The following is a 15531-nucleotide window of genomic DNA, read 5'->3' on the forward strand; positions in this document are numbered from 1 at the left end:
GGAACGCCGTGAGCAAGGCCTCCAGAAGTCGATGTGGAAGGCATCCTTGAGATCCTCGATGCCGCGAGCCAACGCCACACTCGGGGCACTCGAGAGTGGAACGCATTTGAAACGGCGGCGTTCTGCCTGCTTTACGTGCAGCATCTCGGGAAGCTGAAGGAGTTTGCGGAGTACCACCGGGAGCGCCTCGACCCCGACTTCAAGATCAAGGTTGAACGCGACTTCGCGACACGGGTCGAAGCTGAGTCTTGGCTCAACAGCGGAAGTGCCGAAGATGGCATGCAGATCCGCATCGACGGCAAGGGCTTCCTCGTGGTCCGGCTCCCAGGACGGCTTACCCTGATGAACAACCCGCTGCCTGAAGAACTTGGCACCGACGACTGACGCGGTGTCCGGATGACGCATTCGGTCATGGTCGGAAATGCCGCCGAGCTTCCGCTCGGATGATTGCTCCTGAAATGTTGTGCGATGGGCTTCTCCATCATGATTTTGGCCTTAATCGACAAGGTTTTAAGCTCCAGTGGATTGAAAATAGGCCATCAAAGGCCTACACTGCGTTGCGTCAGCTCTCTGGAGAGGTGCGGCGATGCAGAAGTGGATGGCGATGGTCCTGTTGGTGGCGGTGGGGGTGGCGGGACTGCTGGTGACCCCGGCGGCGCAGGTGAAGCAGGGCGGTCCCATCAACCCGGCGGACACCGCGTGGCTGCTCACCGCCACGGCGCTGGTGCTGCTGATGACGCCCGGCCTGTCGTTCTTCTACGGCGGCATGGTGCGGCTGAAGAACGTGGTCTCCACCCTGATGCAGAGCTTCATCGCCATGGCCGTCATCAGCGTGCTGTGGGTCGTGGTGGGCTTCAGCCTCTGCTTCGGCGACAGCTTCCACGGCCTCATCGGGGACCCGCGCACCTTCTTCATGTTCAGCGGCGTGGGCGGTGAGACGCACCCGGACCTGGCGCCCACCGTGCCGCTGCTCCTCTTCGCGCTCTTCCAGCTCAAGTTCGCCATCATCACCCCGGCGCTCATCACCGGCGCGTTCGCGGAGCGCGTGCGCTTCAAGGCGTACCTGCTCTTCATGGTGCTCTTCAGCGTCTTCATCTACGCGCCGCTCGCCCACTGGACGTGGCACCCGGAGGGCTTCCTGCGCCAGTGGGGCGTGCTCGACTTCGCCGGTGGCACCGTGGTGCACATGTCCGCGGGCCTCGCCGCGCTCGCGGGTGCCATCGTCCTGGGCCGCCGCCAGGTGCACCTGACGCACGCCACGCATGCTCCCGCCAATGTGCCCTTCGTGATGCTCGGCACGGGCATGCTGTGGTTCGGCTGGTTCGGCTTCAACGCCGGCTCCGCGCTGTCCGCGTCGTCGCTGGCCACGCTCGCCTTCGCCACCACCAACACCGCCTCCGCCGCCGCGATGCTCGGGTGGATCGCCTTCGACTGGCTGCGCGGCCGCAAGCCCAGCGCCATGGGCGCCTGCGTGGGCGCGGTGGTGGGCCTGGTCGCCGTCACCCCCGCCGCCGGCTTCATCACCGTGGGGCAGAGCATCCTGGTGGGCCTGGTCGCCAGCTTCGTCAGCAACGCCGCCGTCCACTTCAAGAGCCGCACCGCGCTGGATGACACGCTCGACGTGTTCCCCTGCCACGGCCTGGGCGGCATCGTGGGCATGGTGCTCACCGGCGTGCTCGCCAAGGACGTGGGCCTGCTCTACGGCACCACGCGCACCTTCCTCATGCACCTGCTGGCGCTGGTCGTCGTCTCCGTCTTCTCCTTCGTGGGTTCGTACATCTTGTACAAGATCGTCGACCGCATCGTCCCGCTGCGCGTCACCCGCGAGCAGGAGGAGGAGGGCCTCGACCTGAGCCAGCACGGTGAGACCGTGGGCGAGGTCCCCACCGCGGCGCTCGCCGTCCCCACGCCGCCCGCGCCCGTTGCGAGCGCGCCCACCACTCCGGAGCACGCCGCTTCGTCGGAGCCCGTGCCCGCGTAGCCCAAGCGTGCGGACCCCACGAGGCGGGGATCCTGTCGGGAAGGGAATGCGTGAAGCCTCCGCTGATCATTCGCGCGGGCAGCGCCCTGTCCGGGGTCTGACGTCGACCTGCCATGCGGTAGGCGTCCCGTCATGCATGGGCGCCCTCGGCGTTGAGACAAGGACCGTCATCGAATGACGGGGCTGTCGCTTCGCGTGGGGGAGCGCATGTCGCGAAAATGCAATGAATTGAGAATCGCCGTCCTGGGAGTCGTCGTGCTCGCGGTGTGGGGTTGCTCGAATGAGCCCGCATCCTCGGAGCCCCCGCCGCAGGTGCGGGAAGCTCCAGCGGGTGTGCAGGCCGGTCCAGGAGGCACCACGAGCCTGGAGGAGTTGCCCTTCGTGGAGGGCAGCTCCGTCGCGAAGATCTTCGCCCAGAAGCTGAGCAGGCCCACGTCCCTGGGAGAGACGACCGCGGTGCACGTGAAGCTGCCGCCGCCCGCCAATCGGGGGCTCGCGGGCAGCCTGGTGCGCGTGGTCGGTGAGCCGTCCGCGCCCACCGTCCTCTTCCGCTCCGACACCCTGGTCCGGCTGGGGGTGATTCCGGAGAGCCCCGGTCCGGACTTCTTCACGCTCTTCGCGCGGCTCCCGGACTCGGAGGTGGAGCGCCGGGCGGAGCGCGAGCGACGGCTGGCCTCGGGCGAGTTCGGGATGCCCACCTGGGAGACCGTCCTGTTCAACGGCCGCCACCCGGCTGCCCGTTACGAGGGGCTCCCCATGGACGCCAACGCCTTCGCGCAGGGCGCGCTCGTGCCCCAGACGAGCTGCCCCCAGGTGCCGGCCTCCACCGAGGCCTGGTGGGAGCGGACGCAGCTGATCCGCGACCCGGCCGTGGTGCTCGACCCGGCGCGCACGTGGGACCCCTGCACCGGCGCGGGGACGAAGGGCGGCGTGTGGACCTTCGCGCACCTCATGCGGGAGATGGCCCAGGGGTCGGGCATGGGCCCGGAGGACTTCGTGCTGAACTGGTTGTCGCTCTGGCTCAATGACTTCCAGGCCAACGGCGACACGGTGCCCGCGCGCCGCAAGATGTATGACGAAGTGATTGCCCCCTGGGCCGCCGCCAGCGGCGCGTCTTCGTCCCTCGAGTTCAACGCCTCCACGAATCGCTGGGAGGTGGTGCTGCGCCAGCCGCTGGACCTGGACATCGCGCCCTTCCGGTTGCTGGCCATCGTCAACCGCATCGACCTGGCGGGCAGCGCGGAATACGGAGGCCGGTCATCCCATCCGGGGGAGCTGCGGTTCATCTTCGGGCTGACGCGCCCCTCACCCTGGGGCGGTGGAACGGAGGCGACGTGCAACCTCAAACCCTTCACCACCATCTTCGAATACGGCGTGCCGGGCGAGGGGTGCCGGGCCATCACCGGCTGGGCGCGGCAGTGGGTGGGGTTGGGGATGTACCCCACCTTCGACGCGGCCTACCGGTCGCGCTTGCAGCAGATGACGGAGAGCGTGGTCCGGCATGGTCGGGTGCCCGGGAAGGGCAACCGGAACGCGCTCAACCAGATCCGCACCAACGAGGTGGCCCTGGCGTTCCCATGGGAGCTGCGGGAGTTCCACCTGGCGGACGAGCACCCTGGCACCGACAGGGACACCCCTTCCAATGGGCCGTTGCGCGTCCACACGCTGGCGCTGACCCCGGATGACGCGACCCACGACTTCCGCACGGACCCCGACGTGGACTTCTTCGTGCGCACGCACGTCAAGAACGGCGTCGAGCAGCCGGTCGTCGTCCCCACCCACTGCACCGCCCGCTTCACGGTGCCTCCCTCCGTCAATGGGAAGCCCTTCCTGGGGGCCAACGCGCTGGTGGCGCCGCCCACCCACTGGGATGCCGTCTCCGCGGTCTCCACCAACGCCACGGAGGTCTGCGCGCGGAAGGAGTTCTCCGGCAACACCTGCAATGGCTGTCACTTCAAGGACACGGGCACCAACGACTTCACGGGCGTGGACAACCTCGCCTTCACGCACGTCAGTCCCACGTCGGGCCTCCCGGCCCGGGAGTCCAAGTTCATGACGGGTGGGGGCAACGGCTTCATGTTCGTCGTGCCGGATGCCCAGTTCGGAGCGCAGGTGACGTCGTGGTCGTTCGCGGACCTGCTGCGCCGGCATCAGCGGCTCCAGGAGCTGGCCCATTGCTCCACCTGCGGATGGTTCATCGACCTGGACGCGGGTTACCTGAGGCGGATGGAGGCGATCGCCGGGAGCGTGCCCCTGGACCTGCCCCCCGGTGCACCCGGGCCGACGTTCACGGTGGGTCCCATCCGCGACGTCGGCGTGGTGCAGCAGCTCCTGGAGCTGCGCCCCGGACTCAGGCACCGGTCGCGGGAGCTGCCGCTCGACTTCCTCGAACCGCCCGCGGCCCGCGTCCATTGACGGGCCCGTGATGCGTTGGACCTCCAAGCGTGTGGACCCCGTGAGGCCGTGAGCCTGTCGGGAAGGAAATGGGCGGAGCCCGTGCTGTTCACTCGCGCGGGCAACCCTGTCAGGGGTGTGACGTCCGTCCATGCACTTCACTCCAGCGGCGTTGAGTCAATGCCAGCCATTCCAAGCGAAGGCTGGCTTTGCCGGGGGGGATGCATGTTGTGGAAGTGCGAGGAATTGAGAATCGCCGTGGTCGGAGCCGTGCTGGTGGTCGGCGGTTGCGCGAAGGAACCGGCGCAGGATGCGGCCCTGGAGCCTTCAAAGCAGGCCGCCGCGGAGGAGTCGCGAGGGAGCAGCACGGGCCTGGGGGAGCTGCCCCTCGTGCCGGGCCTGTCCGTCGCCAGCACCTTCGCCCAGAAGCTGGCGCGGCCCACGCCCCTGGGGGAGACGACGGCGGTGCACGTGAAGCTGCCGCCCCCGGCCAACCGGCTGCTCTCGGACAGCCTGGTGCGCGTGGTGGGTGACCCGGCGCGGCCCACGGTCCTGTTCCACGCCGACACCCTGGCCCGGATGGGCGCGATTCCCTCGAGCCCCGGTCCGGACTTCTTCACGTTCTTCGCGCAGCTCCCGGACTCGGAGCTGGAGCGGCGCCAGGAGAACGAGCGCCGCCTGGCCTCGGGTGAGCTGGGGGTGACCACCCGGGAGAGCATCCTGTTCAACGGACGCCACCCGGTCGCCCGCTACGAGGGGCTCCCCCTGGATGCGGCGGCCTTCGGGTGGGGCGGGCAGGTGCCGGTCACGATCTGCCCCCTGCTGCCGGTCTCCACCCAGCCCCAATGGGAGCGGACGCTGATGATCCGCGACCCGGCCGTGGTGCTCGACCCGGCGCGCACGTGGGACCCCTGCACCGGCGCGGGGACGAAGGGGGGCGTGTGGACCTTCGCGCACCTCATGCGGGAGATGGCCCAGGGCTCCGGCGCGCGGCCGGAGGCCTTCGTGCTGAACTGGCTGTCGCTCTGGCTCAATGACTTCCAGGCCAACGGCGACACGGTGCCCGCGCGCCGCAAGATGTATGACGAAGTGATTGCCCCCTGGGCCGCCGCCAGCGGCGCGACCTCGTCCCTGGAGCTCAACGCCTCCACGAACCGCTGGGAGGTGGTGCTGAGCAAGCCGCTGGACCTGGACATCGCGCCCTTCCGGCTGCTGTCCATCGTCAACCGCATCGACCTGGCCCGCAGCTGGGACTACGCCGACCGGCAGACCGACCCGGGCGAGCTGCGCTTCCTCTTCGGGCTGACACGCCCCTCGCCCTGGGGAGGCGGCACGGAGGCGACGTGCAACCTCAAGCCCTTCACCGTCATCTTCGAGTACGGCGTGCCCGGCGAGGGATGCGCGCCGGTGGTCGCCTGGGCCCGGCAGTGGGCGCTCCTGGGGACGTATTCCTCCTTCAACGCGGCCTACAAGGCGCAGCTCACCCAGATGACCCAGAGCGTGGTCCTGCGGGGAAAGGGTCAGGGGAAGGGCAACGGGAACGCCCTCAACCAGCTCCGCACCAATGAGGCCGCCCTGGCGTTCCCGTGGGAGCTGCGGGAGTTCCGGCTGGTGGATGAGCACCCCGTTACCGGCAAGGACAAACCCTCCAACGGCTTCCTGCGCGTCCACACGATGGCGCTGACCCCGGATGACGCGACCCATGATTACAAGACGGATCCGGACATCGACTCCTTCGTGCGCACGCAGGTCAAGAACGGCGTCGAGCAGCCGGTGACCGTCCCGACCCGGTGCACCGCGCAGTTCACGGTGCCCCCAAACCTCAATGGCAGACCGTTCCGTGGCGCCAACGCGCTGGTGGCGTCGCCCACCCACTGGGAGGGCTTCAGCGTGGTGCCCACGGATGCCACGGAGGTCTGTGCGCGGAAGGAGTTCTCCGTCAACACGTGCAATGGCTGTCACTTCAAGGACACGGGCACGAACGACTTCTCAGGCGTGGACAACGTGGCCTTCACGCACGTCAGTCCCACGTCAGGCATCCCGGCGCGGCTGTCCAGGTTCCTCACGGGCGGAGGCCCGGGCTTCATGTACGTCGTGCCAGACGCCCAGTTCGGGGCCGGCGTGGCGTCGTGGTCGTTCGCGGACCTGCTGCGCCGGCATCAGCGGCTCCAGGAGCTGGCCAACTGCACCACCTGCGGCTGGGTCAGGGGCCTGGACATGGGCTACCTGGCGCGGATGGAGGCGCTCGCCGGAAGCGTGCCCCTGGACGTGCCGCCCGGCTCGCCCGAGCCGGCGCTCACGGTGGGCCCCATCCGTGACGTCGGCGTGGTGAAGCAACTGCTGGAGCTGCGTCAGGACTTCACGACGCAGTCGCGGGAGGTGCCGCTGGACTTCCTCCAGCCGCCCGAGGCCCGCGTCCACTGACGGCAATGACTGCCAGACGGGGCCCGCGGGGATGAGGGCCCTGTCTGGATTCAGACGGGTCCAGGATGGAATAACAATCAGATGGCCCTCTTTCCTGTGTGACGTCTGACTTTGACTCGGTGTGTGAGTGCGATGTCCTCTTCGCGGACATGGGCTCGTACCCAAGGTGCGCTCCGGCCATCCGGGAAGGATGGCCTCACGCCGGGGTGGGGCATGTTCGAGAAGCGCGCGGGATGGAAGGGCCGGTCGGTCTGGCTATTGGGAGCCATGCTGGCGGTCAGTGGTTGTTCCAAGGCGACAGAGGCGCCGGAAGGAAGCACCGCCCAGACGAAGGCGAAGGCGGAGCAGGGCTCCAGCCTCGGTGAGCTGCCCGTGGTGGAGGCCGCTTCCGTGGCGCGGGTCTTCGCCCAGAAGCTGGAGCAGCCCACCGCCTTGGAGGAGACGGCGGCGGTGCACGTGAAGCTGGCGGCGCCGGCCAACGCGCAGTTGTCCGAGAGCCTGGTGCGCGTCGTGGGAAGCCCGAGCGACCCGGTGGTGCTGTTCCGGTCCGATGCCCTGGTCGAGCTGGGCATCCTCCCGCAGAGCCCCGGCCCGGAGTTCTTCACCCTGTTCTCCCAGGTGACGGACGAAGCCCTGGACCAACGGACGCGGAGCGAGGAGGAGGTGCTCTCAGGCGGGTTCGGTGAGGTCACCCGGGAGACCATCCTCTTCAACGGACGCCACCCCGCCGCCCGCTTCGAGGGGCTGGAGTTCCAGGCGCAGGCCTTCCGGAACGGAGGGATGACGCTCATGGACAGCTGTCCGGCCAGGCCCGCCAGCAACCCGGCGGCCTGGGACAAGACGCTGCTCATCCGGAGTCCGCAGGTGGTGCAGGACCCCGCGCGCACCTGGGACCCCTGCACCAACCAGGGCACGCGGGGCGGCGTGTGGACCTTCGGGCACCTCATGCGGCAGATGGCCCTGGGCTCGGGCTCGACGGCGGAGGACTTCGTCCTCAAGTGGCTGTCCACCTGGCTCAATGACCAGACCATCAACAGCGACGTCGTGGCCCAGCGGCGGCAGGAGATGTTCAACCAGGTCATCCAGCCCTGGGCCAACGCCAGTGGGGAGGCCGCCACGCTCGTGCTGGTCGGGGGGCAGTGGAAGGTGTCCAGCACCGGCCCGCTGAACCTGGACATCGCGCCCTTCCGGCTGCTGTCCATCGTCAACCGCATCGACCTGGCGGGCAACACGGGCGGCTACGGCGGCACGTCCACTGCGGGCGAGCTGCGCTTCGTCTTCGGCGTGACCCAGCCCCAGTTCTGGGGCGTGCCCGGCGGCTCCCAGACGACGTGCGGCCTCAAGCGCTTCACCACCATCGTGGAGTACGGCGTGCCCCGGACCGGCTGCCAGCAGGTCATCGACTATGCCCGGCAGTGGGCGGACCTGGGCACCCACTCGAGCTTCGACGCGGCCTACCTGTCCAAGCTGGAGGCCATCACCGAGAGCGTCGTCCTGGCCGGCAAGGCGCCCGCCAAGGGCAACGGGAGCGCCCTCAACCAGCTGCGCACGAATGAGATCGCCCTGGCACCCGGCGGGCAGTGGGAGCTGCGGGAGTTCCAACTGGCGGACGAGGACCCCAACGCCGGCACCACCACGGCGAGCAACGGCCTGCTGCGCCCGCACACCGTGGCGCTGACGCCCAACGACGCGACCCACGACAGCCAGATCGACCCGGACGTGAACACCCACGTGCTGGGGCCCGTCAAGGCGGGCATCAACGTCACACCGACCTTCAACATCCCGGCCAACTGCGTGTCGTCCTTCACCGTGCCCCACAAGGTGAATGGCAATCCCTTCCTCGGTGGCAACGCGCTGGTGGCGCCGCCCACGCACTGGGAGGCCTTCGGCGTGAACCCCGGAGTTGCCCCGGAGGTCTGCGCGCGCAAGGAGTTCTCCGGCAACACCTGCAACGGCTGCCACTTCGGGGACACGGCCCTGAACGGCACCAATGGCAACAACGCCTTCACGCACATCGACCCGCTGTCGGGCATCCCGGCGACGCCGTCCAAGTTCCTCACGGGCGGAGGCGCGGGCTTGAGCTTCCCGGTGCTGGATCAGCAGTTCCCGGGGGTGGTGGCGTGGTCGTTCGCGGACCTGCACCGCCGGCACCAGCGGCTCTATGACATCGCCACGTGCAGCACGTGCGGCCTGGTCGCCGCCTTCGACCGGTCCTTCTTGTTCGAAATGGAGAGGACGGCGGGCGCGGTGCCCTTCGACCCCATCGCGGGCAGCGCGGAGGAGCCTCCGTTCAAGGTGGACCCCATCCGCGACCTGGAGACGGTGAAGCAGTTGTTCGAGTCGCGCGCCAACTTCGCCAAGGAGCCGCGCGACCTACCGCTCAACCTCCTGCGCCCGCCAGAGACCTTCGTCCACTGACGAAGGCCTCAGAACGCGCAGTCCTGGCCGCGCGTGGGTAGCACGGAGGCGGTGCCGGACAGCCAGGTGTCCAGCGAGCGCGCCGCCTCCCGTCCGTCCGCGAGCGCCCAGACGATGAGGCTCGCGCCCCGGCTGGCGTCGCCCGCGCAGTACACGCCCGCCGCGGTGGTGGCGAACTTCGCGTCCACCCGCACCGTGCCTCGCGGCGACAGCGCCACGCCCAGCTCCTCCGCCAGCCGGTCCGTGTTCGGGCCGGTGAAGCCCATGGCGAGCACGAGCAGGTCCACCTCGAACACCTGCTCGGAGCCCGGCACCTCCACCAGCTTCACGGCGCCGTTCGGCTCGCGCTGCACCTCCACGCGCACCGCGTGCAGGCGCTTGAGCTGACCGTCCTCGCCCTCCAGCCGCTTCGTCATCAGCGCGAAGGCGCGCTCGCCGCCCTCCTCCTGGCTGGTCGACGTGCGGAACACCAGCGGCCAGCGCGGCCACGGGTTCTCCTTCGCGCGCACCTGCGGCGGCGCGGGGAGCAGTTCCACCTGCATCACGCTCGCCGCGCCCTGGCGCAGCGCCGTGCCCAGGCAGTCCGAGCCCGTGTCGCCGCCGCCCAGGATGATGACCCGCTTGCCCTGCGCCTCCAGGCGCGTGTCCGGCGGCGCGCCCGCCGTCACCACGCGGTTCTGGTGCTCCAGGTAGTCCATGGCTTGCAACACGCCGGACAGCTCGCGGCCCGGCACGTCCAGTTCGCGGGCCTTGCGCGCGCCCAGGGCCAGCACCACGCCGTCATACTGTTCGCGCAGCGCGCGCCAGCCCGGGGACACCGCCACGTCCTCGCCCATGCGAAAGACGATGCCCTCCGCCTCCATCAGCGCGAGCCGGCGGTCCAGCACCGCCTTCTCCAGCTTGAAGTCCGGGATGCCGTAGCGCAGCAGGCCTCCGGCGCGGCTGTCCTTCTCGTACACCGTCACGCTGTGCCCTGCGGAATTGAGCTGCGCGGCCGCCGCCAGGCCCGCGGGGCCGGAGCCCACCACGGCCACGCGCTTGCCCGTGCGCCTCGCCGGAGGCCTCGCCTTCACCCAGCCCTCCGCGAAGGCGCGCTCCGAAATCTCCTTCTCCATCTGCTCGATGGTGACCGCGTCCCGGTCGATGGCCAGCACGCAGGCGGCCTCGCACGGCGCGGGGCACAGCCGTCCGGTGAACTCCGGGAAGGTGTTGGTGCGGCTGAGCACCTGGTACGCCTCCTTCCACTGGCCCCGGTACACCGCGTCGTTGAAGTCCGGGATGAGGTTCCCCAGGGGACACCCCTGGTGACAGAAGGGGATGCCGCAGTCCATGCAGCGCCCCGCCTGACGCTTCGCCTCGTCCGGCGCCAGCGGCAGGTGCAGCTCGCGCCAGTCCTCCAGCCGCTCCACCTTGTCCCGCTTGGGGGCGTGGACGCGCTGCCACTCCATGAAACCCGTGGGCTTGCCCATGGTCAGGCCCCCCCGCCAACGACGTGGAGCTGCTGAATACCCGCGGCCGGTGGTGGCCTGCGCGCCGCCCTGCGCGCCTGGAGCACGCGCTTGTAGTCGGACGGCATCACCTTCATGAACTGCGGCACCATCAGCTCCCAGTTGTCCAAGACCCGCCGCGCGAGCGCGCTGCCGGTGTGGTGCAGGTGGCGTTCAATCATCCCGTGCACGAGCCAGATTTCCGACTCGTCCACCAGTGACTCCAGCTCCACCATCTCCAGGTTGCAGCGCTCGCGGAAGGAGCGCTCGCGGTCCAGCACGTACGCGGTGCCGCCGCTCATGCCGGCCGCGAAGTTGCGGCCCGTCTGTCCCAGCACCACCACCACGCCGCCCGTCATGTACTCGCAGCCGTGGTCGCCCACGCCCTCCACCACCGCCTGCGCGCCGCTGTTGCGCACCGCGAAGCGCTCACCGGCCAGGCCCCGCAGGTACACCTCGCCGGCCGTGGCGCCGTAGAGCACCGTGTTGCCGACGAGCACGTTCTCCTCGGGCGTGAAGCGGCTGCCCTCCGGCGGGTAGACGATGATGCGTCCACCGGACAGCCCCTTGCCCAGGTAGTCGTTGGTATCGCCCTCCAGCTCCAGCGTCACGCCGGACGCGAGGAACGCGCCGAAGCTCTGGCCCGCGGAGCCCTTCAGCTTCACCCGCAGCTTCCCGTCCGGCAGCCCCTGCGCGCCGTGGCGGCGGGCAATCTCGCCGGACAGCATGGCGCCCACCGCGCGGTGCGTGTTCGCCACCGGCAGCGACAGCAGCAGCGGAGGCCCGCCCGCGAGCACGGACTGCGCCTTCGTCAGCAGCTCGTGGTCCAGGTGGTCCGACACGTCCTTGCGGTGCGGCGTCTGGCAGTGGCGCGGCTCGGTGGCCGGCGCGGACGGCGCGGTGAGCAGCGCGGACAGGTCCACCTTGCGCGCCTTCCAGTGGTCCACCGCCGCGCGCTGGCGCAACAGGTCCACCCGGCCCACCAACTCATCCAGCTTGCGAGCGCCCAGCTTCGCCATGTGCCGGCGCAGGTCCTCCGCCAGCAGCAGGAAGAAGCTGACCACGTTCTCCGGCGTGCCCTGGTAGCGCTCGCGCAAGTGGGGGTCCTGCGTGGCGATGCCCGCCGAGCAGGTGTTGAGGTGGCACTTGCGCAGCATGATGCAGCCCACGGACACGAGGCTCGCGGTGGCCAGGCCGAACTCCTCCGCGCCCAGCAGCGCCGCTACCAGCACGTCGCGCGCGGTGCGCAGCCCGCCGTCCACCTGCACGCGGATGCGCGAGCGCAGGCCATTGTGCACCAGCACCTGCTGCGTCTCCGCCAGCCCCAGCTCCCACGGCAGGCCCGCGTGCTGGAGGCTGGAGAGGGGCGAGGCGCCCGTGCCGCCCTCGTAGCCCGCCACCACCACGCAGCCCGCACCCGCCTTGGCCACGCCCGCGGCGATGGTGCCCACGCCCACCTCGCTCACCAGCTTCACGCTCACGCGCGCCTTCGCGTTGACGGACTGGAGGTCGTAGATGAGCTGCGCCAGGTCCTCGATGGAGTAGATGTCGTGGTGCGGCGGCGGCGAAATCAGCGTCACGCCCGGCGTGCTCCAGCGCACGCGGGCAATCCGCTCATCGACCTTGTGGCCCGGGAGCTGGCCGCCCTCGCCGGGCTTGGCGCCCTGGGCCATCTTGATTTGGAGCTCGTCCGCGTTGACCAGGTACTCGGCGGTGACGCCGAAGCGGGCGCTGGCCACCTGCTTGATGGCGCTGCGGCGCGAGTCGCCGTTGGGGTCCGGGGTGTAGCGGCGGGACTCCTCGCCGCCCTCGCCGCTGTTGGACCGGCCGCCCAACCGGTTCATCGCGATGGCCAGCGTCTCGTGCGCCTCCGCGCTGATGGAGCCGAAGGACATGGCGCCGGTGACGAACCGCCGCGCCAGCTCCAGCGCGGGCTCCACCTCCTCCAGCGGCACTGGCGTGCAGCCGTCCGTCACCACGTCCAGCAGGCCGCGCAGGTTGCTGTGCTCGCGCGTCTCGTCGTCCGCCAGCTTCGAGTACTCCTGGAATTGCGCCGCGTCGTTCGCGCGCACCGCCGCCTGGAGCTTCGCCACGGTGGCCGGGTTCCACTTGTGCCGCTCGCCCTGCCGGCGCCAGCGGAACTGCCCGCCCACCGGCAACAGGTTCTCCTCGCCGTCCGCGCCAGCGCCAAAGCCGCGCGCGTGCCGCTCCGCCACCTCGCGGCCCAGCTCCGGCAGGCCCACGCCCTCCACGCGCGACGACGTGCCGGTGAAGTGCTTCTCGATGAGGCTTCTCTGGAGGCCCACCGCCTCGAAGAGCTGCGAGCCGCGGTAGGACTGGAGCGTGGAGATGCCCATCTTGGACATCACCTTGAGCAGGCCCTCCTCCAGGCCGTGGAGGTACTGCGCCTGCGCCTTGTCCGCGTCCGCCTTGAGCTCTCCGGCGTCCGCCAGCGCGCGCAAGCTGTCCAGCGCCAGGTACGGGTTCACCGCGGACACGCCGTAGGCAAACAGGCACGCGAAGTGGTGCACCTCGCGCGCCTCCGCCGTCTCCAGCACGATGCCCGTGTACATGCGAGTGCCGTCGCGCACCAGGCGCTGGTGCACCGCGGACACGGCCAAAAGCGCGGGGATGGCCGCGTGCGCCGCGTCCACGCCCCGGTCGCTCAGCACCAGGATGCTCGCGCCCGCGTCGACGGCGTCCACCGCCGCCGTGCACAGCCGCTCCACCGCGACCTCCAGCGCCGTGGCCGCGCCGCCCGCGTGCGGGTACAGCAGGCTCAAGGGGCGCGGCTCGAAGAGGCCCGTGTCGCCGCGCAGGTTCGCCAGGCGCGCCAGTTGCCCGTTGGTGAGGATGGGGCCGGGCAAGGACAGCCGGTGGCACTGCTCCGGCGTCTCCTCGAAGGTGTTGCCCTCCGGGCCCAGCGCGGTGGCCAGCGTCATCACCAGCGCCTCGCGCAGCGGGTCGATGGGCGGGTTGGTCACCTGCGCGAAGAGCTGGTGGAAGTAGTTGAAGAGGGTGGGGGCCTGGTCGCTCAGCACGGCGAGCGGCGTGTCCGTGCCCATGGAGCCCGTGGGCTCCTTGCCCGTCTCCGCCATGGGCACCAGCGTGGTGCGCACGTCCTCGTCCGTGTAGCCGAACGCGCGTTGCAGCCGCCACAGCGTCTCGCCCTTCAGGCGCTCGGGGGCGGGGACCGAGGGCAGGTCCTCGAAGGTGAAGACGTTGCGCTGGAGCCAGCGGCGGTAGGGCCAGCGCGAGGTGATGTCATGCTTCACCTCCTCGTCCTCCAGGATGCGCCCTTCGGTGGTGTCCACCAGCAGCATGCGGCCCGGCGTCAGCCGGCCCTTGCGGCGCACCTGCGACGGAGGCACGTCGATGACGCCCGTCTCCGACGCCAGGATGATGCGGTCGTCCTCCGTCACCAGGTAGCGCGCGGGGCGCAGGCCGTTGCGGTCCAGCGTCGCGCCAATGAGCTGCCCGTCCGTGAACGCGATGGCGGCGGGGCCGTCCCACGGCTCCAGCAGGGACGCGGAGTACTCGTAGAAGGCGCGGCGCTCGTCGCCCATCTCCTTGTGGCCCTCCCACGCCTCCGGGATCATCATCATCATCGCGTGGGGCAGGGTGCGGCCGCCCAGGTAGAGCAGCTCCACCATGTTGTCGAACTGCGCGGAGTCGCTCTTGCCCGGGACGATGATGGGCCACAGCGGCTCCAGGCTCCCGCCCAGCTTCGCCGTCTGGAGCAGCCCGCGCCGCGCCGTCATCCAGTTGCGGTTGCCGCGCAGGGTGTTGATTTCACCGTTGTGCGCGATGAAGCGGAACGGCTGCGCCAGCTCCCACGTGGGGAAGGTGTTGGTGGAGAAGCGCGAGTGCACCAGCGCCAGCGCGCTGACGAACTCCGGGTGCCGCAGGTCCGCGTAGAAGCGCGGCAGCTGCCGGGGCAGCAAGAGGCCCTTGTAGATGAGCGTCTCCGACGAACAACTGGCCACGTGGAAGCGCCCCAGCGGATCCACGCCGCGCGCCAGCACGCGGTTCTCCACCAGCTTGCGGATGCGGTAGAGCTTGCGCTCGAAGGCGCTGGGCACGACGCGCCGGCGCGCGATGAAGAGCTGCCGGATGACCGGCGCGGCCTCCCGCGCGAGCGGTCCCAGCTCCTCCGGCGCCACCGGCACGTCGCGCCAGCCGAGCAGCCGCTGCCCCTCCTCCTCCACCACGTCCTCGAACAGCGCCTCGCACGCGCGGCGCGCCTCCGGCTCCCGAGGCAGGAACACCTGTGCCACGCCGTACTGGCGGCGCGGCGGCAGCTCGAAGCCCAGCCGCGGCGCTTCGTGGTTGAAGAAGCGGTGCGGCAGCTGCACCAGGATGCCGGCGCCGTCGCCCGTCTCCGGGTCCCGTCCCGCCGCGGCGCGGTGGCTCAGCCGGTTGAGCAGCTCCAGCGCGTCCTCCACGATGCCCCGCGAACGCTGTCCCCGGATGTGGGCCACGAACCCCACGCCGCAGGCGTCGTGCTCGGTCTCCGGCTCATACAGCCCGTAGCGCGGAGGGAGGGTGAACGGCATCGTCGGGACCCCTTTCCCGCATGACGCGGGAAGCCAAGCTGTGGAGCAATCAGGCTAACGCGGCGTGTCGCAGCCCGTAAAGACAGGGTGGTCCAGGGGGTCGAGTCACCGCGTGGAGTGGTGCCGGGGAAACAGGCACTCCGTGAAAGCTCACGCCGCGTGCGTCCGCCGCCGGATGCATGGCCAGGCGGACGACAGTCGCCTGCGATGAACGGCCAACATTCAGCGCAATTGGTTCTTTCCACCTGACGCGCCGCTCCCGATCCTCCGG

General features: G+C 70.0%; 7 protein-coding genes. 5 read left to right on the forward strand and 2 right to left on the reverse strand.

Features of this window, described 5'->3' with window-relative positions; all coding sequences use genetic code 11:
- Positions 1–33 precede the first annotated feature (33 nt).
- The 5 genes from ACX114_RS04775 (at position 34) to ACX114_RS04795 (ending at position 9217) form a co-directional block, all read left to right on the forward strand.
- Positions 34–384, forward strand: a complete 351-nt coding sequence (locus ACX114_RS04775) for a hypothetical protein (protein ID WP_459295171.1) — start codon at positions 34–36, stop codon at positions 382–384.
- Positions 385–586: 202 nt separating this feature from the next.
- Complete coding sequence (locus ACX114_RS04780) at positions 587–1981, forward strand: ammonium transporter (protein WP_459295173.1); 1395 nt, start codon at positions 587–589, stop codon at positions 1979–1981.
- 207 nt (positions 1982–2188) lie between these two features.
- Positions 2189–4396 carry a hypothetical protein gene (locus ACX114_RS04785; protein ID WP_459295175.1) on the forward strand — a complete coding sequence of 736 codons (2208 nt, stop codon included), beginning with the start codon at positions 2189–2191 and terminating at the stop codon, positions 4394–4396.
- A gap of 204 nt (positions 4397–4600) precedes the next feature.
- Positions 4601–6799 carry a hypothetical protein gene (locus tag ACX114_RS04790; protein WP_459295177.1) on the forward strand — a complete coding sequence of 733 codons (2199 nt, stop codon included), beginning with the start codon at positions 4601–4603 and terminating at the stop codon, positions 6797–6799.
- Between the two features lie 213 nt (positions 6800–7012).
- Complete coding sequence (locus tag ACX114_RS04795) at positions 7013–9217, forward strand: hypothetical protein (RefSeq protein ID WP_459295179.1); 2205 nt, start codon at positions 7013–7015, stop codon at positions 9215–9217.
- Between the two features lie 8 nt (positions 9218–9225).
- Here ACX114_RS04795 and ACX114_RS04800 read toward each other — a convergent pair whose 3' ends face one another.
- Both ACX114_RS04800 and gltB read right to left on the reverse strand, forming a co-directional pair.
- On the reverse strand, positions 9226–10686 hold the full coding sequence (locus ACX114_RS04800) for a glutamate synthase subunit beta (RefSeq protein WP_459295181.1): 1461 nt from the start codon (positions 10684–10686) through the stop codon (positions 9226–9228).
- 2 nt (positions 10687–10688) lie between these two features.
- A complete protein-coding gene (gene gltB, locus ACX114_RS04805; protein WP_459295183.1) occupies positions 10689–15260 on the reverse strand; it encodes a glutamate synthase large subunit in 4572 nt (1523 codons plus the stop codon).
- Positions 15261–15531: the final 271 nt, after the last annotated feature.

It is taken from the genome of Corallococcus sp. M7, from assembly GCF_054512695.1.

Bases quoted from the DNA above. Each gene is read 5' to 3' on its own strand.
- ACX114_RS04780 (WP_459295173.1), top strand. From the start codon at position 587: ATGCAGAAGTGGATGGCGATGGTCCTGTTGGTGGCGGTGGGGGTGGCG.
- ACX114_RS04785 (WP_459295175.1), top strand. From the start codon at position 2,189: ATGTCGCGAAAATGCAATGAATTGAGAATCGCCGTCCTGGGAGTCGTC.
- ACX114_RS04790 (WP_459295177.1), top strand. From the start codon at position 4,601: ATGTTGTGGAAGTGCGAGGAATTGAGAATCGCCGTGGTCGGAGCCGTG.
- ACX114_RS04795 (WP_459295179.1), top strand. From the start codon at position 7,013: ATGTTCGAGAAGCGCGCGGGATGGAAGGGCCGGTCGGTCTGGCTATTG.
- ACX114_RS04800 (WP_459295181.1), bottom strand. From the start codon at position 10,686: ATGGGCAAGCCCACGGGTTTCATGGAGTGGCAGCGCGTCCACGCCCCC.
- gltB (WP_459295183.1), bottom strand. From the start codon at position 15,260: ATGCCGTTCACCCTCCCTCCGCGCTACGGGCTGTATGAGCCGGAGACC.